The sequence below is a fragment of the Mycobacterium sp. genome, assembly GCF_046330795.1.
Taxonomy (GTDB): Bacteria; Actinomycetota; Actinomycetes; order Mycobacteriales; family Mycobacteriaceae; genus Mycobacterium.
Window position 1 is genome coordinate 1,153,721 of record NZ_JAXLSA010000001.1, and the last position, 21,093, is coordinate 1,174,813.

General features: G+C 68.9%; 19 protein-coding genes. 4 read left to right on the plus strand and 15 right to left on the minus strand.

Translation table 11 applies throughout. From position 1 onward, the window contains the following. Positions 1 to 82: 82 nt before the first annotated feature. The 11 genes from U0R18_RS05455 to U0R18_RS05505 form a co-directional block, all read right to left on the minus strand. Positions 83 to 1,255: an acyl-CoA dehydrogenase family protein gene (locus U0R18_RS05455; protein WP_526366685.1), complete on the minus strand. Its 1,173-nt coding sequence runs from the start codon at positions 1,253 to 1,255 to the stop codon at positions 83 to 85. Positions 1,256 to 1,367: 112 nt separating this feature from the next. After that, positions 1,368 to 1,958 carry a TetR/AcrR family transcriptional regulator gene (locus U0R18_RS05460; RefSeq protein ID WP_526366687.1) on the minus strand — a complete coding sequence of 197 codons (591 nt, stop codon included), beginning with the start codon at positions 1,956 to 1,958 and terminating at the stop codon, positions 1,368 to 1,370. After that, entirely contained in the window at positions 1,955 to 4,183 is a 2,229-nt protein-coding gene (locus U0R18_RS05465; protein ID WP_526366689.1) for an acyl-CoA dehydrogenase family protein, read from the minus strand. The genes U0R18_RS05460 and U0R18_RS05465 overlap by 4 nt, the downstream gene beginning before the upstream one ends. Before the next feature lie 10 nt (positions 4,184 to 4,193). Next, on the minus strand, positions 4,194 to 4,604 hold the full coding sequence (locus U0R18_RS05470) for a Zn-ribbon domain-containing OB-fold protein (protein WP_526366691.1): 411 nt from the start codon (positions 4,602 to 4,604) through the stop codon (positions 4,194 to 4,196). A 4-nt stretch (positions 4,605 to 4,608) separates the two neighbouring features. Beyond that, the gene (locus tag U0R18_RS05475; protein WP_526366693.1) at positions 4,609 to 5,814 is read right to left on the minus strand and encodes a thiolase family protein; all 1,206 of its coding nucleotides are present in this window, start codon (positions 5,812 to 5,814) and stop codon (positions 4,609 to 4,611) included. A gap of 105 nt (positions 5,815 to 5,919) precedes the next feature. Next, positions 5,920 to 6,516 carry a TetR/AcrR family transcriptional regulator gene (locus tag U0R18_RS05480; RefSeq protein WP_526366695.1) on the minus strand — a complete coding sequence of 199 codons (597 nt, stop codon included), beginning with the start codon at positions 6,514 to 6,516 and terminating at the stop codon, positions 5,920 to 5,922. A 55-nt stretch (positions 6,517 to 6,571) separates the two neighbouring features. Further along, positions 6,572 to 8,725, minus strand: coding sequence for a CocE/NonD family hydrolase (locus U0R18_RS05485; RefSeq protein WP_526366697.1), 2,154 nt, complete (start codon positions 8,723 to 8,725; stop codon positions 6,572 to 6,574). A 73-nt stretch (positions 8,726 to 8,798) separates the two neighbouring features. Further along, positions 8,799 to 9,716 carry a 1-acyl-sn-glycerol-3-phosphate acyltransferase gene (locus U0R18_RS05490; protein WP_526366699.1) on the minus strand — a complete coding sequence of 306 codons (918 nt, stop codon included), beginning with the start codon at positions 9,714 to 9,716 and terminating at the stop codon, positions 8,799 to 8,801. Between the two features lie 7 nt (positions 9,717 to 9,723). After that, entirely contained in the window at positions 9,724 to 10,362 is a 639-nt protein-coding gene (locus U0R18_RS05495; RefSeq protein ID WP_526366701.1) for a TetR/AcrR family transcriptional regulator, read from the minus strand. A 71-nt stretch (positions 10,363 to 10,433) separates the two neighbouring features. Beyond that, positions 10,434 to 11,453 carry a 4-hydroxy-2-oxovalerate aldolase gene (dmpG, locus tag U0R18_RS05500; RefSeq protein ID WP_526366703.1) on the minus strand — a complete coding sequence of 340 codons (1,020 nt, stop codon included), beginning with the start codon at positions 11,451 to 11,453 and terminating at the stop codon, positions 10,434 to 10,436. Next, on the minus strand, positions 11,450 to 12,415 hold the full coding sequence (locus tag U0R18_RS05505) for an acetaldehyde dehydrogenase (acetylating) (protein WP_526366705.1): 966 nt from the start codon (positions 12,413 to 12,415) through the stop codon (positions 11,450 to 11,452). Before U0R18_RS05505 ends, dmpG begins: the two co-directional genes overlap by 4 nt. 113 nt (positions 12,416 to 12,528) lie before the next feature. On the opposite strand from U0R18_RS05505, the gene U0R18_RS05510 reads away from it, so the two are divergent. From U0R18_RS05510 to U0R18_RS05525, 4 genes are read left to right on the plus strand one after another with little or no spacing between them, the layout of a single operon-like run. Beyond that, on the plus strand, positions 12,529 to 14,091 hold the full coding sequence (locus U0R18_RS05510; RefSeq protein WP_526367457.1) for an FAD-dependent oxidoreductase: 1,563 nt from the start codon (positions 12,529 to 12,531) through the stop codon (positions 14,089 to 14,091). Further along, positions 14,088 to 14,966: an alpha/beta fold hydrolase gene (locus U0R18_RS05515; protein ID WP_526366707.1), complete on the plus strand. Its 879-nt coding sequence runs from the start codon at positions 14,088 to 14,090 to the stop codon at positions 14,964 to 14,966. Before U0R18_RS05510 ends, U0R18_RS05515 begins: the two co-directional genes overlap by 4 nt. Beyond that, positions 14,959 to 15,960 carry a VOC family protein gene (locus U0R18_RS05520; protein ID WP_526366709.1) on the plus strand — a complete coding sequence of 334 codons (1,002 nt, stop codon included), beginning with the start codon at positions 14,959 to 14,961 and terminating at the stop codon, positions 15,958 to 15,960. Before U0R18_RS05515 ends, U0R18_RS05520 begins: the two co-directional genes overlap by 8 nt. 11 nt (positions 15,961 to 15,971) lie before the next feature. Beyond that, entirely contained in the window at positions 15,972 to 17,000 is a 1,029-nt protein-coding gene (locus U0R18_RS05525; protein WP_526366711.1) for an amidohydrolase family protein, read from the plus strand. Positions 17,001 to 17,150: 150 nt separating this feature from the next. Here U0R18_RS05525 and hflX read toward each other — a convergent pair whose 3' ends face one another. Genes hflX through U0R18_RS05545 form a run of 4 tightly spaced genes read right to left on the minus strand, consistent with a single transcriptional unit; the run spans position 17,151 to position 21,078 of the window. After that, entirely contained in the window at positions 17,151 to 18,563 is a 1,413-nt protein-coding gene (gene hflX / locus U0R18_RS05530) for a GTPase HflX (RefSeq protein ID WP_526366713.1), read from the minus strand. 46 nt (positions 18,564 to 18,609) lie between these two features. Continuing rightward, positions 18,610 to 19,479: a diaminopimelate epimerase gene (gene dapF, locus U0R18_RS05535; protein WP_526366715.1), complete on the minus strand. Its 870-nt coding sequence runs from the start codon at positions 19,477 to 19,479 to the stop codon at positions 18,610 to 18,612. A gap of 4 nt (positions 19,480 to 19,483) precedes the next feature. Further along, complete coding sequence (gene miaA / locus U0R18_RS05540) at positions 19,484 to 20,398, minus strand: tRNA (adenosine(37)-N6)-dimethylallyltransferase MiaA (protein WP_526366717.1); 915 nt, start codon at positions 20,396 to 20,398, stop codon at positions 19,484 to 19,486. Next, complete coding sequence (locus tag U0R18_RS05545; RefSeq protein WP_526366719.1) at positions 20,395 to 21,078, minus strand: class III extradiol ring-cleavage dioxygenase family protein; 684 nt, start codon at positions 21,076 to 21,078, stop codon at positions 20,395 to 20,397. Before U0R18_RS05545 ends, miaA begins: the two co-directional genes overlap by 4 nt. Positions 21,079 to 21,093: the final 15 nt, after the last annotated feature.

Here is a 21,093-nt window from a genome sequence, read left to right on the forward strand (position 1 = left end):
AGATCCGCTACCGAAATGACGTGTAGCCGCGACGGGCACGGCGCATATTCATTTCCGCGCGCGGCCCGCCGAATACCGTGGATCAGATGCCCAGGGAGCGTCCGATGATCTCCTTCATGATCTCGGTGGTGCCGCCGTAAATGGTCTGCACGCGGGCATCCAGATACGCCCGGGCAACCGGATATTCGCGCATATATCCGTAGCCGCCGTGCAATTGGAGGCAACGGTCGATGAGGTGAACCTGCTTCTCCGTGCTGTACCACTTGGCCATTGCGGCCTGTTCGACGGTGAGCTTCTCGTCGAGATGGAGCCTGAGGAACTCGTCGATCATCATCCGGACCGCCGTGGCTTCGGTGGACAGTTCGGCCAGCAGGAATCGGGTGTTCTGGAAACTGCCGATCGGCTTACCGAATGCCTTGCGCTCCTTGGTGTATTGCACGGTCTGCTCGAGCACCGTCTCCATCGCCGCGGCCGCCACACTCGCGATGCTGATTCGCTCCTGCGGCAGGTTCTGCATCAGGTACACGAATCCCTGCCCCTCCTCGCCGAGGAGGTTCTCCACCGGAACCTTGACGTCGGTGAACGAGAGTTCGGCGGTGTCCTGGGCGTCCAGGCCGATCTTGTCGAGGTGGCGTCCGCGTTCGAAGCCCGGCATGCCGCGCTCGACCACCAGCAACGAAAAGCCCAGTGCCCCCTTGTCGGGATCGGTTTGCGCCACCACGATCACCAGGTCGGAATGGATGCCATTGGTGATGAACGTCTTGGCGCCGTTGAGGATGTAGTGGTCACCGTGTTTGACCGCGCGGGTCTTGATTCCCTGCAGGTCGCTGCCAGTGCCGGGCTCGGTCATCGCGATGGCGGTGATCAGTTCGCCGCTGCAGAATCCCGGCAGCCAGCGTTGCTTCTGCTCGTCGGTGGCCAATCTGAGCAGGTAGGGCGCGACGACGTCGTTGTGCAGGATGAAACCCAGCCCGCCGAACCGGGCCGCGGTGGTCTCCTCGTTGAGGATGACGTTGTACCGGAAATCCGGGTTGCCACCGCCGCCGTACTCCTCGGGCACCGCCATGCCGAGGAATCCCTGCTTTCCGGCTTCCAGCCAGATCCCCCGGTCGACGATCTTGTCCTTCTCCCACTGCTCGTGGAAGGGCGCGACGTGTTTGTCCAGGAATGCGCGGTAGGACTCCCGGAACAAGTCGTGTTCCGGTTCGAACAGTGTGCGGTTGTACTTCACCACCGAGGTCGCTGCTGCGGCCATCGTCACCTCCATGTCGTGGGTTGTGGCCCCGACGATAACCGACCGAGCGGTTGGTCGATACCCCCGGTATCGGGTAAATCCGCCGCCGGCTCGCCGAGCGCCGGTCAGACCTCTAGCGCCGCGGGGCCGCCGATCTCACCACCAGGTCGATGAAGGCGTCGACGATGCGGTAGGCATCGGCCATCGGATGCCCGTGCAGCACATGCCCGCTCAGCATCGTGTTGATGATCCCCCACAACATGACGGCCACATCGTCGGGCGCCGTGATGCCCAGGGCCGCAAAGTCCCCGGCCAGGGTCTGCTGCGCGGTGTCGGCGAACTGCCGCATGATCTGTCCGGCGTTGGGATCGGTGGTGTTCTGCAGCATGATGCAGGCCTTGAAGAACGCCGGCCGGCGCTCGAAGCTGTCGATGATGCCGCGGACCTTGTCGCGCAGGCCTTGTTCGTCCAGGCGCGAATCAGCCTGCCCCGCAATGAAGACCGGTTGCGCCCACTCCATCAGGACCGCCGCGTACACGTGCTCCTTGGAGCTGAAGTACCGGTACAGAGTGCCGAGGGCGACGTCGGCGGCCTCGGCGACATCGCGCATCTGGATCTGCTCGTACTCGCCGCGCTTGAGTGCGTCCATGGCGGCGCGGACGATCTGCGCCCGCCGCACCCGCTTGTAGTCGGGCAGGTCCGCAGGCGCACCGGTGGTGGTCATCGGCGGGGCAACCCGAGGATCATCGTCGCGATGATGTTGAGCTGGATCTCCATCGTGCCGCCACCGATCACCTCCGCGGGCATGAAGAGACTCTGCTGGACCGCCGGTTGGTCGGGGCCGCCGACCATGGCCGCACGGCCGGACAGTTCGAGCGCGGCGGCGGTCACCCGGCGCGTCAGTAGCGCGGTGGCCACCTTGCCGACGCTCGACGCCGGACCCGGGCCGTGTCCGGCCAGCCGGCCCAATGTGTCCCGAACCGCCAGAGCACCAATGGCATTGGAATGCGCGCGAACCTCCCCGAGTGCCCGCCGGATGTCGCCACCCTCGGCCCCGGCCCGCTCGGCCAGAGCGCGCAGCTCACGCTCCTTGTCCAGCTTGACGTAGGCGCCGATGGCCACCCGCTCGTTGGCCATGGTCGACAACGCGTGCGACCAGCCCGCGGTCGGTTCACCCACCAGCATGGCGTCCGGCACGAAGACGTCGTCGAAGAAGACCTCGTTGAAATGCGCGTCACCACTGGCGGTCCGCAGGGGCCGGATCCGGATGCCCGGGGTGTTCATGTCCACCAGGAAGTAGCCGATGCCCTTGTGCTTGGGGGCGTCCGGGTCGGTGCGGGCCAGCAGCGCGCCCCAGTCGGCGAGCTGCGCCGAGGACGTCCACACCTTCTGGCCCCGGATGGTCCATCCGCCGTCGACCTTGGTGGCCCGGGTGGACAGTGACGCCAGGTCCGAGCCCGCGCCGGGCTCGGAAAAGAGCTGGCACCAACAGGTTTCACCGCGCAGCGTCGACTCGGCGAAGCGCGCCCGCTGCTCCGGCGATCCCCCGTTCAGGATCGCCGGCAGGATCCATTCGGCAATGCCCAGCGACGGCCGGATCAGGAATGGACGCTTGTCGAATTCCTCGTCGATGATCAGCTGCTGCGCCGGGGAGGCCGCCAGCCCCCAGGGCTCCGCGAAATGGGGTGCCACCAGACCGGCTTCGGCCAGTTGGGTGCGCTGCGGCCCGGTCCGGAACTTCGGGTACTCCGGGTTCTGCTTGCCGGGGTGTTCGTTGTGCAGCGCCGCCGCGGCGTCCAGCGCGGCGGCGATCCGGCCGCGGAACTCGGCATCCTCCAGTTCGCCGAGGTCGATGCCGAAATCGCGGGCCGGGCTGTCGAGGTCGCCCAGGCCCCGCGACCACCCGGCGGTGGGCCCGGTGGCCGCAGCCAGGCTGATGGCCCGCTTCCAGTACAGATGCAGGTCGTGCTCCCACGTGTAACCGATGGCGCCGAACATGGTCATGGTGTCGACGACGAGTTCGGGAAGTGGCCCCAGTGCGACGATCGCGGCTCCTGCCGCGGCGACCCGCTGCTGGGCCGGGGCCTGCGACATCGCCCGCACGGCGTCCCAGGCCGCGGCGGTCGCCAGTTCGCTGTGCACGAACAGTTGCGCGGCCTTGTGCTGCAGCGCCTGGAACGACCCGATCGGGCGGCCGAACTGCTCCCGGACCTTGAGGTAGGAGACCACGGATTCCACGCACCAGCGCAGCATTCCGGCGGCTTCGGCAGCCCTGAGCGCGATCGTGATGCATTGTGCACCAACGATATCCAGCCCAGTGATCTCGTCGGCGTCGGAGACCGCCGCACCGTCGACGCGCAGGGTGCCCGCCGCGCGGGTCAGGTCGGTCGGGGTGTCGGCGACTACCTGCACACCGGGGCGGTCGCCGGCCAGCGCGAACCAGCGCACCCGGCCGTCCTGCTCGCGGGCACTGATCAGAATCTGACCGGCCCCCGGCAGACCGATCTCGGGCCCGGCCGAGCCGTCGAGGATCCAGCCGGAGTCCGTTGCCGTGCAGCGCAATTGACCGGCGTCGGGGGCCACGGTGACCGCCGGCCGACCCTCGGCGATCGAGCGGAGCAGCCGGTGCGCCGCTGGGCCCGGGTCGGCGGCGGCGGCGACCGCACCGGTGATGAGGGTGGGCAGCAGCGGCCCGGCGAGCAGCCCGTAACCCGCGGCGTCGAGCACGCAGGCGGCGTCGGCGAGCTCGCCGCCCTGTCCGCCGAATTCCTCGGGCACCTGTACGGCCTGCCAGCCCTGCGCGACCAGCTCGGTCCAGAACGGCGGCAACTCCCCTGCCGCGCACGCCTCCAAGTGCGGTCGCAGCTGTTCCAGGGTGGCGTGCCGTTCGATGAATCGTGTTACCGCGTCGGTGATCTGGATCTGTTCGTCGCTCAGCGCCATAACCATGCGCGTGGTCCTATCGCTGTGCGGTGTAGCGCAGCAGCGTCACACCGGCCTCGGGGTGGTCGGTGAATACCGGCGCCACGGGCATGCCGACCAGCAGCTCGGCAGGGTCGACGTCCACCAGCTCGGTGGCGAAACGGGGGCCTTCGGCCCACTCGACCACCGCGGGGATCTGCGGGACGGTGTCGGCGAACTGCGGCGCCACCGGGCGCTCGGCGACGGTGAAGCTGACGAGCGTGCCGGCCCCGGAGATCTGGCGCCACTCCAGATCGTCGGCCAGCGTTCCGGGTGCCAGCACCCGCGGGTAGAACACATAGCGGCCGAGCGACGGGGAGAACTGGATCCAGACCTCGTGACGGCTCAGGCGGTCCCAGTAGGGCTGGGTGGTCGGTGTCGGCAACGGAAGCGGCCGGGTCATGTTCATGTCTCTAGTCCCCCACCAGGATCAGGGCTTCTTGTTCACTGAGCACACCGCCGTTGCCAGAGACGAACGCGCGGTTGCAGTCGGGAACCTGGGTCTGGCCCGCGCGGCCCATGAGCTGACGGGTGGCGTCGCACACGTGATGCATGCCGCCGGCGTTGCCCGGCTGGCCGTAGCCCAGCTGCCCGCCGGCGGTGTTCATCGGGAAGTCGCCGCGGAACGTCAGGTCGTGGCCCGAGACGAACTGCATGCCCTTGCCCTTCTCGCAGAAGCCGGCGTCCTCGAGCGTGAGCAGCGCGGTGATGGTGTAGCAGTCGTAGATCGAGACCATGTCGACCTCCGCGGGCGTCAGTCCGGCCATCCCGAAAGCCTTGGGCGCGATGTCGGACATCGGTGTACGCAGTGGATCCGGCGCGTACACCGGCGACTTGTAGGGCACCTGTTCGCCGAAGCCGCGGATCCAGACCGGGCGGTTGCGGGCCCGCCGGGCCAGCCGCTCGCTGGTGACCAGCACCGCCGATCCACCCATGCAGGGCATGACGATCTCGAGCATGTGCAGCGGTGACGCGATGACCGGGCTGGCGAGTACGTCGGCGATGGTGATCGCCTTGTCATGGAACACCGCGCCCGGGGTGTGGTTGGCGTTGACCCGCTGGTCGACAGCGATCTTGGCCATCGCGCGTTCGTCGTAACCGTAAGCGGCGCCGTACATCTGGGCGACCTGCGCATAGGGCCCGTTCTGCCCGAGGTAGCCGTAGGGAATCTCGAATTCGGCCTGCGGCGAGCCGAAGCGGATGCTCGATGCACCGAAATACATGGCCTCGGTCATGTCCAGCGGCCTGTCGGGATGCGTCGGGGTCAGGAAATTGGCCGGGATGGCGCAGAGCACGGCCTCGCAGATCCCCAGTTCGATCGCGGCCGCGGCGCGCCAGATCATCGCCGCGGCACTGGCCCCGCCGAGGTCGACATATTCGGCGAAGTTGACCTTCAGGCCCAGGTACTCGACCACCGTCGACGGCACGAAGATGTTCGACTCGAAGACCCCCGTCGTGACCAGTCCGTCGACGTCCTCGACGGACAGGCCGGCATCGGCCACCGCGGCGGCCGCCAGCCGCGCCCACTGTTCGATGGTGAATTCCGGCGTGCCCGTCGGCATCCGCACGCACGGCAGTTCATGGAAGCCGACGATCGCGGCTTCGCCTCTGAGACCCATGCCCGGCACATTACAAGAATTAGATCCTAATTTCTATTTTAGCCCCGCCCCGCCCCGCCCCTGCCACCGTCGGGTCACCGACCCCCGCCGGCTGGCGCAACAGCGCTACGGCAACGAATCATGTTGCCGCGCAACACCCGCGACGATGCCCGCGAGAATGCGATCCAGCTCGGCTGCCGTGCGCACCCCGTCCCCGCCGCTGGAACGGGTCAGCATCACCCCGCTGATGAACATCATCACCGCATAGGTCTGCGCGTCGACCACCGTCGGGCTGATCTCACCGCCCGCCGGTTGCAGCCGCAGCACGTCGGCCCGGATCAGCTCGAAGAACCTCTCGGTATTGGCACGCAGGGCGTTCGCGAGGGCCGGATCACGGGCGGCCTCCAGCGCGAGTTCGGTGCGGGCCTTCGTCCTGGTCCGGCGCCGACCGGTGGCCGAGCGGGCCACGAGGTCGGCCAGTCCGGAGGGCACCGACGTCGCGGCGGTCAGATCCTTCAGGTCCAGCTCGGCGACACGCTCGGCGACGGCCCGGAGCAGCGCCGCGCGAGTGCGGAAATAGAACGACGTGGTGCCCTCGGGCACGCCGGCGCCGCGGTCCACCTTCAGATGACTGACGCCCTTGAGCCCGTCGCCGGCGATCAGTCGAATCGCCGTGTCGCAGAGTTCGCGACGTCGTTGCTGCGGGTTCGGCTTCCGTCGCACGAGCCGGAAGTCTAGTCCCGGCGCTCTCTACATCCGTAGTGAACGCGGCGCGCGCTCACCGCAGGGGGTCGCTGAGCGGGATACTCACCCAACTCGGTGCGGCCGGGTCGATATCGAGATGTTCCGGATAGAACGTGTTGCCCGGTGTGAACAGCAGGACCGCGTCGCGGACATCGTAGGGCGGCGGGGTGAGCCCGGCCCCGATCATCATCGGCATTGGCGGCAACGCCGACGGGTAGTTGCTGCTGTAGAGGCTGACCCGCAGCCGGTGCCCCGGTTGCAGCACCGCGTCCAACGGGTACGTCCCGAAGTCCATGACCGTCGGCCGGCCGGGCGTCACCGGCTGATAGCCGCCTGCCAGATCCAGGGCCTGGATCGGATCGACGTAGTCGCCGTTGGGGCCCCGCTTGCTACGGGCTTCATCGACCTTGCGCATCGAGGAGACCACCCAGCCACTGCTGAGCGGCAGCGAGTTGCCGGAGTCCGGATCGACGTCGCTGACCGTGGCCATCCAGAAGCCATCGGTCCCCTCGTGGTGCGTGTTCAGGTGCACGGCAACGGGTCCCGAGATCACCGTCGGCACGGTGACCGGCGCGCTGGTGAAGGTCAGGCCGTCGATCTCGTGCGGCCGCTCGTCCTGCGCGCACGCCATCAGGATCGCGCTGATCCCGAGATACTGGGTGTTGGTCATGTCGGAACACAGGCTGGCAACCCCGACCCGGACGGTCAATTGGTCGGGCTGGACCGGTGGCGCCGCCGACAGCGAACCGTCGTGCTGCGTCCGGAACGCCGTTCCGCTGATATCGCTGCTGAAATACATCCGCTGGTTGGTCATCCCGGGCCGCGGCAATTGTGAGATTCGTTGCCAGCCCTGCGCTCCGGGCATCTGCTCGAGAACCGGGCCCAGGTTCTCGACACCGTTGTCGATCCCCTTGAGCCAGTGGTCGAACCACGCTTTCTGCAGCACGTCCAGTCGCGGCGGGGCGTCGCGCTTCCCGAACCCACCGGCCGCCGTGATGTGGTAGCCCGGTCCGAGGATCAGTTGCTTCTTACCCGGCTCCAGGCCGGTCAGATCCTGATAGGACCGAAACTCCGCGTTGCGGAACAGATCTCCCCACGCACCGGTGATCATGGTCGGGACGTTGATGTTGGCCATGTCGGTGCGCGTCGCCCGCCGCCACGGCCCGTCGGCGTCCAGGAGCATCGACGCCCCGGGCGAGGCACGCAGTTCGTCGACGGTCCGGGCGTTCAACGCCGTATAGAGCGCCTCGGACATCGTCGTGGGGTCCGCGGCGCGGTCATCGATCCACTGCCGGTAGACCTGCTCGTAGTTGCCCTGCAACATCGCCTGCACATCGGGAATTCGCTTGGTCCCGTTGACAACCCACAACCAGAACGGCAGGAACCCGATGTTCAGCGCACCACCGCGGCCGGCCACGTCCTGGACCAGGTCGGTGGCCGGGCTACCCGCGAATACCGCGCCGAGTGCCGGCGGCCGGTGCGAGGCGGCCTGCAGCGCGCTGATCGCGTCGTAGGAGTATCCGGTGAGCCCCACCTTGCCGTTGCTGAAGTCCTGCTTGCTGATCCAATCGATGACCTCGAGCGCATCCTGCTGTTCGCGCGGTCCGGTCAGCTGCCACATCCCGTCGGAGAACCCCGTGCCACGGACGTCGACGTCGATCCAGACGTAACCGCTGCGCACCAACCGCTTGTCGGCCCCCACGAGTTGCACCAGGCCGCTGTCCAGCGTCTGCAGCAGTTGCATGAGGTTCTTCAGCGCCGGGTCCGAGCTCTCCAGGCTGCCGATGCCGCGCAGGATGCCGTCCTGGATCCCGGGGGCGTTGACCACCTTGGCGGCCACGGCCATCAACCACTTGGTGTACGGCGTGATGTTGAGGATGACGGGGAGCCGATCCGTGACCACCGTGCCGCCGCCCGCGGCCCGCTCGGCGGGGCCGGCTACGTCCATCGGGCGATAGACGTTCGCCTTCAGGACGGTGCCGTCGCTCATCGTGATCGGCACATCCCAGTCGATGTGCACCTCGTTGTGCGGGAGCGGGCCATCCTTCTCGGCGGTCCAGGCGCCCTCCATGCCGGTGAAATCATTGACATACGGCTGGTAGTAGCCGGCGCTGCCGGGCGGGGGCGGCTCCGCGTGGGTGACGGGCGAGCCGACGACCATGATCAGCAAACACAACACCGACGTCACCGCCATCATGCGACGGCGAAGCCGACCCCCCGGGCAAACGCGCATCGCCAGAAAGTAACAGACGGCCCGCGGCTCAGCCGATGAGTGGCTTTCGGTTCACGGTCATTTCGGTGAGTGCGCGTTGCATGGCCGTCTCGACCCGCGCCGCGAAGTCCGTGGCGTCCTCACCGTCGCCGGCCACCTGCGCCGGCAGTACCCGGGTGACGATCTTGGACGGCAACGGCAGGTAGGGCAGCAGGCCGACGGCGCCGACGTTGATCCCCCACGGCAGCGACACGCTGATCGGGGCCGCCTTGAGGCGCAGGAGTTTGTCGATGCGGGTGGCGCGGGCCAATCGTTCCCCGCTGGAGATGACGAACAGTGACTCGCCGGCGCCCGCGGTCACGATGGGCACGATGGGCACGCCGTTGTCGATGGCGAGGCGGGCGTAGCCGTGGCGTCCGCCGAACATGATGCGGTTGCGGTCATCCCATGCCTTCGCCGCGTCGAGGTCACCCCCGGGGTACACCACCACGTGCTCGCCGCGGGCGAACGCCTCCTCTGCGGATCGGCGGCTGGCCACCCGCGCACCGACGGGTTCGATCAGGGGCCCGATTCCCATCGTCCATGCCAGCTGGTGGGTCAGGATGGTCACCGGACGGTCGAGCTGCATCTGTTCCATCGCGGCGCCCGTGGCGAACACGTTCAGGTCGAAGATGCCCCCGAACCCATGATTGGCCACGAAAAGGACTGGCCCCGAGAGGGTTTCGGGCTCGACGGTGACCTCCAACCGGTTGTACCGGCGCATGAAGTCGATGCCGAGGCGCCGCAGCGCGAATGCCGCGTTGCGCCAGACCTCGGAGACCACCTCGCCGGGCCCGGGGTCGTTGGTGGCGCTGTCCTCGGCGGCGGCCAGCAGAGCGTCGGCGAGTTGCTCGACGTCGGCCTGGTCGTCGTTGTCGTTGTCGTTGCTGTCCGGTCCGGTCATGGCAACCCCATGATCGCGCAGCATCGGGTGATCATGTGCCGTCTTGGGCGTTCATCCGCTGCGCCAGCCCGTAGACGGCCCGGGCATGCAGCTCGAACATGGCCACCAGGTCGACCGCGTCGCCGCCGATCTCCTTGGCCACCATCAGTCCGTCGGCTCCGGCGATCGCGTAGGTCGCCAACTGATGCACGTCGGCCTCGGTCAACCCGGGTGCCAACTGGCGAACCGCTCCGAGCAGCCGCTGATTGACCCGGTCGCGCACCTGCACGAACATCTCCCGCCCGCGGGGCTCCACGGGGCGTCGTTCCAGCGCCAGCATCAGGCCGATCCGGATGAAGTCGGGAGAATCCAGGAACGCCTTGGCGATCCGCGCGGCCATCTCGGCGAAGGCCTCTTCGGGATTCGTCAGATCCGTCGGCAGCTCCCACGCGGCCAACCACGAACCGAAGCTCCGCTCGATCACCGCGGCGATCAGGTCGTCCTTGTCCTTGAAGTGCCAGTAGATGGAACTGGCGGGCAGACCGCACTTGGCGCTCACGGCCCCGATGCTGGTGCCCTCGTAGCCACGTTCGGCAGCAATCTCGGTGGCCGCGTCCAGGATGCGCTGACGGGACAGTTCGCCGTCCGGGCGGCGCCGCCGGCCGGCCTGCGTGGTCTTGTCGGCGCTCACGTCCACTCCCTTTCTCCGTGCCGATCACTATTGCCCAGGATTCCAGTACACCGCCATCGGACGCCGCCGGGTCAGTTCGGGCGGGCGGCGGCCGCGGTCAGGTCGAGCGCGATGGCGACCAGCATGTCCTCCTGACCGCCGACCATGCCGCGCCGGCCGGCCTCCTCGAGCAGGCTGCGGGCGTCGACGTCGTAGCGGGCAGCGGCGGCTTCGGCGTGGCGCAGGAAGCTGGAGTAGACACCGGCATATCCCAGCGTCAGCGTTTCGCGGTCCACCCGCACGGGCCGGTCCTGCAGCGGCCGGACCAGGTCGTCGGCGGCATCCTCGAGCGCATGCAGATCGCAGCGGTGCCGCCAGCCGAGTTTGGTGGCCGCCGCGATGAACACCTCGAGCGGGGCGTTGCCCGCCCCGGCGCCCATCCCGGTCAACGACGCGTCGACGCGGGTTGCGCCGTGCTCCACGGCGACGATCGAGTTGGCCACGCCCAGCGACAGATTGTGGTGCGCATGGATCCCGATATCGGTTGTTGCCGTAAGGGTTTGGCGGAGCGCATCGACACGTTCGGCAATGTCACGCATCGTCATCGCGCCGCCGGAGTCCACCACGTAGACGCAGGTGGCGCCGTAGCTCTCCATGAGTTTGGCCTGGGCGGCCAGCGCATCCGGGGTTGTCATGTGACTCATCATCAGGAAGCCCACGGTGTCCATGCCGAGCTCGCGGGCCGCCTCGATGTGCTGGGCGGAGATGTCGGCCTCGGTGCAGTGGGTGGCGACCCGGACCACCCGAGCCCCCGCCCGGTAGGCCTCCGTCAGGTTGTGCACCGTGCCGATGCCGGGCAGCAGCAGGGTGGCGACCTTTGCGCGACGCACCGCTCCCGCGACGGCCTCGATCCACTCGAGGTCGGTGTGCGCACCGAAGCCGTAGATGCAGCTGGAGCCCGCCAGGCCGTCGCCGTGCGCGACCTCGATGGAATCCACGCCCGCCTCATCGAGTGCGGTGGCGATCGCCACAGCCTGCCCGACCGAGTACTGGTGCCGGATCGCGTGCATGCCGTCGCGCAGCGTGACATCGCTGACATACAGATCAATCATCGTGCGACTCCGAGCTTTTCGGTTTCGTGTACGGCGATGCGTTCGGCGGTCGCCTTGGCCGCCGAGGTCATGATGTCCAGGTTCCCGGCGTAGGCGGGCAGGTAGTGCGCGGCGCCGGTGACCTCCAGCATCACGGTCACCCGGGTGCCGGTGAACTTCCCGGTCTCGGGGATGTAGAGCGGCGCGTCGGCGGTGAAGGTCTCGAACTGGACGCGCTGCTCGAGCCGGTAGCCCGGCACGTAGGCGCTGACCCGGTCGACCATGTCCAGGATCGAGGACTCGATGGCGCCAGGGTCGGGATCGCCGCCGGAGTCCGGGACCAGACAGTAGACCGTGTTGCGCATCATGATCGGCGGATCGGCCGGATTGAGGATCATGACGGCCTTGCCGCGCTGCGCTCCGCCGACGGTTTGCAGTGCGGCCGAGGTGGTTTCGGTGAATTCGTCGATGTTGGCCCGGGTTCCGGGCCCGGCCGACCGCGCCGAGATGGAGGAGACCATCTCGGCGTAGGAGACGATCCCGGCTTCCGACACCGCGGCGACGATCGGAACGGTGGCCTGGCCGCCGCAGGTGACCATGTTGAGGTTCGGCGCGTCGAGGCATTCCTCGACGTTGACCACCGGCACGCAGTAGGGCCCGATCGCGGCGGGGGTGAGGTCGAGCATCCGCACCCCGGTCGGTGCCAGCTTCGCCCAGTTGGCCCGGTGCGCGCCGGCGGAGGTGGCGTCGAAGACCAGCTTGATGTCGGCGAACTCCGGCATCGCGAGCAGTCCGTCGACGCCGCCGGCGGTGGTGGGGACCCCCAGACGCGTGGCCCGGGCCAACCCGTCGGAGTTCGGGTCGATGCCGACCATGGCGGCGACGCGCAGGGGCCCGTCGCTGCGCCGGATCTTGATCATCAGGTCGGTGCCGATGTTGCCGGAGCCGATGATGGCCACCGGGTAATCGCCGGGATCGGTCATTGATTCTTCCTCACTGGCATGAGTTCGAGCCGGACTATTGACTCTGTAGCGATCGCTACATTACCGTATTGATCACTACAGAACAACCCCACGCCGGCACCGGCGCCGAACGAATGGATGAAGAAGTGAGCGATACGACCTATGACGTCGCGATCGTTGGCTACGGCCCGACCGGCGCCACCGCGGCCAATCTCCTGGGCCAGTTGGGCCTGCGGGTGCTGGTGATCGAGCGCGATCCCGACATCTACGGCCGCGCCCGCGCGATCTCCACCGACGAGGAGGTGATGCGGATCTGGCAGTCCGTCGGCCTGGCCGACCGGCTGCAGCAGGACATGCTGCCGGACCGGCCGGTCGCGTGGGTCGGCGCCGACGGCAATGCGTTCTACGAGACCACCATCGCGGGCCGCGGGTGCGGGCATCCGCCCCAGCAGTTCATCTACCAACCGGCGATCGATCAGGTGCTGCGCGAAGGGGTCGCCCGGTTCGGCAATGTGGAGATCCTGCTCGAGCACGAATCACTGCGGGCGGCCAACAAGGCCGATCACGTCGAACTGCTGTTGGCCGACCTGCGCGCCGACACCGTCCGCAAGGTCCGGGCGTCGTATGTGATCGCGGCCGACGGCGGCTCCTCCCCCACCCGCGGCCTGCTCGGCGTCGGCTACTCCGGCAAGACCTACAGCGAACGCTGGGTGGTGATCGACACCAAGGTGCTGCAAGAGTGGGATGCCCACGACCGCTTGCGTTTTCACTGCGATCCCGCACAGCCGGTGGTCGACTGCCCGACTCCGTTGGGGCACCACCGCTGGGAGTTCCCGGCGCCGGCGGGCATCGACGACAAGACCCTCGTCAGCGACGAATCCGTGTGGAAGGTGTTGCACGGCCAGGGCATCACCGAGGACAACGTGAAGGTCCTGCGGGCGGTGGTCTACAGCCACCACGTCCGGACCGCCGACCGGTGGCGGGTGGGCCGGGTCTTCCTGGCCGGCGATGCCGCCCACGCCATGCCGCCCTGGATCGGGCAGGGCATGTCGGCCGGTGTGCGCGACGCGGCCAACCTGTGCTGGAAACTGGCCGCGGTGCTCACCGGCCGGGCACCCGAGACCCTGCTGGATTCCTATGAGGCCGAACGCAAACCACACGTCACCGAGGTCACCCGGCGCGCGGTGCTGGTCGGTCGGGTGATCACCGAACGGCGCCGGGCCGTCGCCGCGGTACGCAACTTCGTACTCGGCACCGTCACCCGGATCCCCGGCTCCGCCGTGGCGGGTCAGAAGGTGTTCTGGATTCCCGACGCTCGGTACGGTGACGGCTTCTTCGCCCGCGCGCGCCGTACGGACCGCGCCGTGGGCTGGCTCATCCCGCAGCCCTGGGTCACCGCCGACGGCCGGCGCGAACGGCTCGACGACGTCCTCGATCGGCAGTGGACCATCCTGCACATCGGTGCCGCCCCCGCGGGCGCAGCAGCCTGGGCCGGTGCTCCGATCATCGAGATCGGTCGCGACGTCGACGATCACACCGGTGCGCTGACCGCCTGGCTGCGCAGCAAGAACGCCAGGGCCGTCGTCGTCCGTCCGGACGGATTCATCTACGCCGCAGCAGATTCCGGCCAACTCCTACCCGCTCCGCCCGCAGGAGTGAGCATCCCCACCCCCGCCCGAAATGGAGTTCCCGCATGAGTAGCACCACCACCCTGAGCGAACACACCGTCACCGTCGACGGCCGGCCCATCTTCTACGCCGAGGCCGGCACCGGGCCAGCGGTGGTGCTCCTGCACGGCGGCGGCCCCGGCGCCTCCGGCGTGAGCAACTACTCCCGCAACATCGGCGCGCTGGCCGCGCACTTCCGGGTGATCGTTCCCGACATGCCCGGCTACGGCCGATCCACCAAGAAGCTCGACCAGTCCGATCCCTTCGGCGGTCTCGCCGACACCATCCGCGGCCTGCTCGACGTCCTGGGCATCGACACCGCCCACCTGATCGGTAATTCCTACGGCGGCGCCGCCGCTCTGCGCCTGGCGCTGGACAGCCCGCACCGCGTCGGGCGGCTGGTCCTGATGGGCCCCGGCGGCATCGGCACCACCCGCGGTCTGCCGACCGCAGGCCTCAACAGCCTGTTCGGCTATTACGGCGGCGACGGGCCCAGCCGCGCCAAGCTGGAGGCGTTCATCCGGACCTACCTGGTGTACGACGGCGCCGCGGTGCCCGATGATCTGATCGACGTGCGCTATCAGGCGTCCATCGATCCCGACGTCGTGGCCAATCCACCGCTGCGCCGCCCGTCCGGACCGCTGGCGCTGCGCACCCTCTGGCGGATGGACCTCACCCGGGACCCGCGCCTGAAGGCTCTGCCGAACCCGACGCTGGTCCTGTGGGGCCGTGACGACAAGGTCAACAAGCCCGCCGGCGGTCCGCTGCTGCTGAACACGATGCCCAACGCGGAACTGGTGATGACCTCTCACACCGGGCACTGGATGCAGTGGGAGCGCGCCGAACTGTTCAACCAACTCGTCCTGGACTTCCTGGGATCGGACTCGAGGCTGGCCCATGCCTGACATCTTCGGCCGCACGCGCCTGGGCTACGTCGTCATCGAGACCGAGAAGTTCGCCGACTGGCGCCGGTTCGGCCGCGACGCCATCGGTATGCACTACGACGACGCGCTGCCCGACGTCACCCGGTTCCGGCTCGACGACCACCGGTGCCGGTTCCTGCTGCAGCGCGGACCCGCCGAGGACGTCACCGCACTCGGGTGGCAACTCGACGACCACACCACCTTCGACGACGTCCTGGCCCGGGTGACCGGTCACGGCGTCCCGGTGACCACCGGGACCGCCGAGGAAGCCGCGCTGCGCGGTGTCGAACGCCTCGCCCGATTCCCGGGGCCCAACGGCCTGAACCAGGAGATCTTCGTCCGGGCCGAGATCGCCGACGCCCCACTCGACATGGTCAGCCGGGGCGGATTCGTCACCGGCGCTTCGGGAATGGGCCACGTGGCGCTGACCACCAAGAAGCCGCACCAGGTCCGCGGCTATTTCAACACCGTCTTCGACGCCCGGTTGAGCGACTTCATCGACGAGACCATCAGTGGACTGAAGTTCAAGATCAGGTTCCTGCGGGTCAACGAACGGCACCATTCGGTGGCCATCGCGGCGGTGAACCGGTTGCCGCTCAACCCGATTCGCACCCGCGTCCAGCACCTCAACATCCAGGTCGCCGAACTCGACGACATGACCACGTCGTATCAGCGGGTCCGCGAACTCGGCTTCGAGATGGCGCTCGGCGTCGGGCAGCACACCAACGACAAGGAGCTGTCGTATTACGCGATGACGCCGTCCGGTTTCGAATGGGAGGTCGGGTGGAACCCGATCGTCGTCGACGAGACCACCTGGGAGCCCACCACCCATCAGGGGATCAGCATCTGGGGGCACACCAGGGAGGGGCAGACCGTCATCGCCAAGCTGGAACAATTCAAGACCGGCGCCGCGTCCCTGCTGCACCGGGAGGACGTCGTGCCCGCGCTGGCCGGGACCGGTATCCCCGACAACTGAAAGGCACCCACGTGTCCCGAATCGATACCCATCACCACGCGATCCCCGCCGACTATCGCGCAGCCCTCCGCAGGGCCGGCGTCGACGCGGCCGGCGGGCGCGAGCTGCCCGACTGGAGTCCGGAGGCATCCCTGGCCGCGATGGACGCCCTGGAAGTCAGCACCGCGATCCTGTCGGTGTCGACGCCGGGCACCACCTTCCTGCCCGCGGCCGCCGACGCCGCCGCACTGGCCCGCGACGTCAACGACCAGCTGGCCGGTGTGGTGTCCGAGAACCCGGACAGGTTCGGCCTTTTCGCGACGGTTCCACTCCCGCACGTCGACCGCGCGGTGGCCGAAGCCGTCCGCGCACTCGATGATCTGCAGGCCGACGGTGTGGTGCTGCTGGCCAACAACGCCGGGACCTACCTCGGCCAGGACGGCCAGGACGACCTGTTCGCCGCCCTGGACGCACGCGCAGCCGTGGTGTTCATCCACCCCGCCGAACTGCCCGGTCCGGTGGTTCCCGGCGTGCTGCCGTTCGCCGCCGATTTCCTGCTCGACACCACACGTGCGGCATACCTGTTGGTGCGCAACGGGATCCGGCGCCGGTACCCGAACATCAGGTTCATCCTGAGTCATGCCGGCGGCTTCGTGCCGTATGCCAGCCACCGGATGGCACTGTCGATCTTCGGCGACACCGGCGCCAGCCTGACCGACAATCTCGACGACTTCGCCTCGTTCTACTTCGACACCGCACTGTCGTCGAGCCCGGCCGCGCTGCCGTCGCTGCTGGCGTTCGCCCGACCCGGGCACGTCACCTTCGGCTCCGACTTCCCCTTCGCACCTCTTCCGGCGTCCCAATTGTTCGCCGGGGAACTCGAGAACTACTCGCTGGACAGCGCCACCCGCGCCGCGATCGACCGCAACAACGCCCTGGCGTTGTTCCCCCGCCTCGGCACCGCTGCAGCACCGCCGAAGCCGTCGCGGGTCGATGCGGCCAAGCACACCGTCAGCCGGATCGTGATGCGCGGCGTCGCGAAGCTGGTCTCTGTTCGGTAGCCACCTCGACCGCGAGCGTCCGCATTTGTACAGCACACCACGGCGTGTCGCGTACAGACACGGCCGCTCGCGGAGGGGTGAGCTCGCGGAGGGGTGAGCTCGCGAGCGGGTGAGCTCGCGAGCGGGTGAGCTCGCGAGGGGGTGAGCGGGTTACGAGGTGAACTCGCGCAGCGCGGCGGCCATCGCGACGGGCACCTGCGCCTTGATCCGGGTACCACCCTCGGTGTGTTCGGTGGCATCCACCCGGCCCACCTCGTGCACGCGCGCCACCAGGTCTCCCCGGTCGTAGGGAATGGTGACGTCGACGGCGACGTCGGTGGGCTCGACCATCTCGCCGAGCCGCTGGCGCAGCCGCTCCAGACCCTCACCCGTGCGCGCCGAGACGAATACCGCACCGGGGAGTGCCCGCCGGAGCTTCGCCAGCGCCAGATCCCCGGCCGCGTCGATCTTGTTGACCACCAACAACTCCGGCGCGGGCTTGGTGTCATGGGTGGCGATGACGTCGTTGACGACCTCGCGCACGGCGTTGATCTGGCCCAGCGGATCCACATCGGAGCCGTCCACCACATGCACCAGCAGGTCGGCGTCGACGACCTCCTCCAGGGTGGACTGGAACGCCTCGACCAGTTGGGTCGGCAGGTGCCGCACGAAACCCACCGTGTCGGTGAGCACGAAGGGCCGGCCGTCGTCGAACTGCCCACGGCGCGTGGTGGGTTCGAGCGTGGCGAACAACGCGTTCTCCACCAGCACCCCGGCCCCGGTCAGCGCGTTGAGCAGACTGGACTTGCCGGCATTGGTGTAGCCGACGATCGCGATCGACGGGACCTCGCTGCGCCGGCGGCCGCTGCGCTGGGTGTCACGGATCTTCTTCATGTCGCGAATCTCACGGCGCAGCTTGGCCATTCGCTCACGGATGCGCCGGCGGTCGGTCTCGATCTTGGTCTCGCCCGGCCCGCGGGTACCCACTCCGCCGCCCGCACCGCCGGCCCGGCCACCGGCCTGCCGCGACATCGACTCACCCCAGCCACGAAGCCGCGGCAGCATGTATTCCATCTGGGCCAGCGATACCTGGGCCTTGCCCTCGGCACTGGTCGCGTGCTGGGCGAAGATGTCCAGGATCAGCGCGGTCCGGTCGATGACCTTGACCTTGACCGCCTTCTCCAGCGCCGTCAGCTGGGCCGGTGACAGTTCGCCGTCGCAGATCACGGTGTCGGCGCCGGTGGCCAGCACCACCTCACGCAACTCCTGGGCCTTGCCGGACCCGATGTAGGTCGACGGATCCGGCTTGTCGCGCCGCTGGATCAGGCCCTCGAGCACCTCCGAGCCGGCCGTCTTGGCCAGCGCGGCCAGCTCGGCCAGGCTCGCATCCGCGTCAGCGGCGCTGCCCTGGGTCCAAATACCCACCAGCACAACGCGTTCCAGCCGAAGCTGTCGGTATTCGACTTCGGAGATGTCTTCGAGTTCGGTGGACAGCCCGGCGACGCGGCGCAGCGCGGCGCGATCTTCCAGGGCCAGTTCACCGAGCGTCGGGTCTTTGTAGGTGGGATCCGAGTAATCAGTCATGCGGTTTCCGATGGTGTCACGGCCGCCGCGCCGGCGCGAACGAATTTCACGCCTGGGACCGCCACCAGCCGTCGTCGATGTCACCGTGGGCCAGGATCACCGACGGTCCACGCAGATAGCTGGTGGCCTCGGTCACGGTGACCTCGACCTGCCCGCCCGGGATCCGCACCGTCAGGGCGCCCGTGTCGGCATCCAGCGAGTGCAGGGCGGCCACCGCGGCCGCCACCGTGCCGGTGCCGCACGACCGCGTCTCCCCCACGCCGCGTTCGTGCACCCGCATGTCCACCGAACCGTTGCGGGGAGCCGTCAGCACCTCGACGTTGACGCCGTGCGGGAACTGGGCGGGGTCGAACTCCACCGGAGCCGCGACATCGAGGGCGGCCAGCGCTTCGACCGTCAGGCCGGGATCCACGCAGGCCAGGTGCGGGTTGCCGACATCAACGGCCAGTCCGCTGAACCGCCTGCCGCCGACCGTCGCGACCCCGTCGCCGAGCCGGGCGGCCTTGCCCATATCGACGGTGACCTCGGCCTCGACGGGCTCGTAGTGCTCCATGACCACGGGGCGCGCCCCGGCCCGGGTGCCGACGACGAATTCCGTGCGCCGCTCCAGGCCCGCGGCCCACAGATAGTGCGCGAACACCCGGACCCCGTTACCGCACATCTCGGCAACCGAGCCGTCGGCGTTGCGGTAGTCCATGAACCAGTCGTCGGCGCCGACCCCCTCGGGCAGGGTGTCGAACACCCCGGCGTCGAGGGCCGCTCCGGCGACGGTGACGCGCAGCACCCCGTCGGCGCCCAGGCCGCGGCGCCGGTCGCACAGGGCCGCCACTGCCGCCGGCGTCAGGTCGACCCCGGCGGGTGTGTCGAGCAGCAGGACGAAATCGTTCTGCGTGCCGTGGCCCTTGGCGAACTTCACCTGATCAGGATACGTGCCGCCACGCGGCGACGGTCGCGCTCAGCAGGTCGCCGGCCGCGCCGTCGAGCCAGCGGACGCGGTGGTCGCGGCGGAACCAGGACCGCTGCCGGCGCACGTAGCGCCGGGTCCCGACGAACGTGGGCTCCTCGGCCTCACGGCCGTCCGAACCGGCGTCGAGGGCCTCGAGCACCTGCGCGTACCCCAGCGCCCGCGCGGCCGTCACCCCCCTGCGCAGGCCGGCCATCTCGAGGGTGCGGACCTCGTCGACCAGGCCGTGGCCGAACATCGCCTCGGTACGGCGCCGCAGCCGGTCGTCGAGAATCGCAGTGTCCCAATCCAATCCGACGATCAGGGTGTCCCAGCGCGGGGCCGCGCCGATCACCGGGGCCGAGGCCGCGAACGGCGCGCCGGTCAGTTCGATCACTTCGAGAGCGCGCACGACGCGGCGGCCGTCGGTCGACAGGATGGTCGCGGCCGCGTCGGGATCCCGGCGGGACAGCTCGGCGTGCAGGGCCGCCACCCCGACCTCGCCCAGCCGGGCCTCCCAGCGGGCCCGCACATCCGGATCGGTCGCCGGGAACGCCCAATCGTCCAGCAGGGACTGCACGTAGAGCATCGATCCGCCGACGATCACCGGGACCGCGCCCCGCGCCGCGATCGACTCGACGTCGGCCGCGGCGGCCTGCTGATAACGCGCCACCGTCGCCGTCTCGGTCACGTCGAGGACGTCGAGCTGATGATGCGGGATGCCGCGGCGTTCGGCGGGAGCCAGCTTGGCGGTGCCGATGTCCATGCCGCGGTAGAGCTGCATGGCGTCGGCGTTGACGATCTCGCCGCCGAGGTGTTCGGCCAGCTCGAGCGCCAGCGCCGACTTCCCGGTGCCGGTGGGCCCGATGACGGCGATCGGCCGGGTGCTCACGGCTGCCAGACGCCGACGAAGTAGCCGACGCCGTACGGCGCGCCCCGGTAGAGCTCACGCGCCGCCGCCGGGCCGTTTCCGGCCAGGCCGGCCAGCACCGCGAACGCGACCCGGCCGATCACCCCGGCCGGCAACCCGGCCAGGGCCCCGGTGTCGCCGGTGGCCAGGGCGTCGTCCAGCGCGGTCTGCACGGCGACCGAGTCGGGATCGTGGCCGCCCGGCGCGGACGGAGTCAACGTGTTCGCCCCGTCGGCCACCACCAGCACACCCACCGGTTCGCCGCACTCGTCGATCTCCGCGCGCAGCGCCCGTCCGCACGCCATCGCCAACGGCAGCTCCAATGATATTGGATAACAACGTGTTTCGGATACCGCTCGCGGAGCGATCTCTCCGCGCAGCCAGCCGGTGATCAGCGCGCACAGCGGCATCGCCGTCGTGGTGTGCGCATCGGGCGACATCGCGACGGGTACGTCGGTGCCGTATCCCGCAAAAGTGCCCACCGCGTCGGGACCCACCCGATCCTCGGCCCGGTCGGCGCCGATGCCGATCCACCGCTGCGGGAGCGTCGCACCGGCGGCGCGCACCGCGGCATACAGGTCGGTCAATTCGGCAGCGGCCGCCCCGGCCAGTCCGGGCACCAGGACCGGCGCCGACGGAATGATCGCAACGGCGCTCAACACGCAGGACACGCTAGC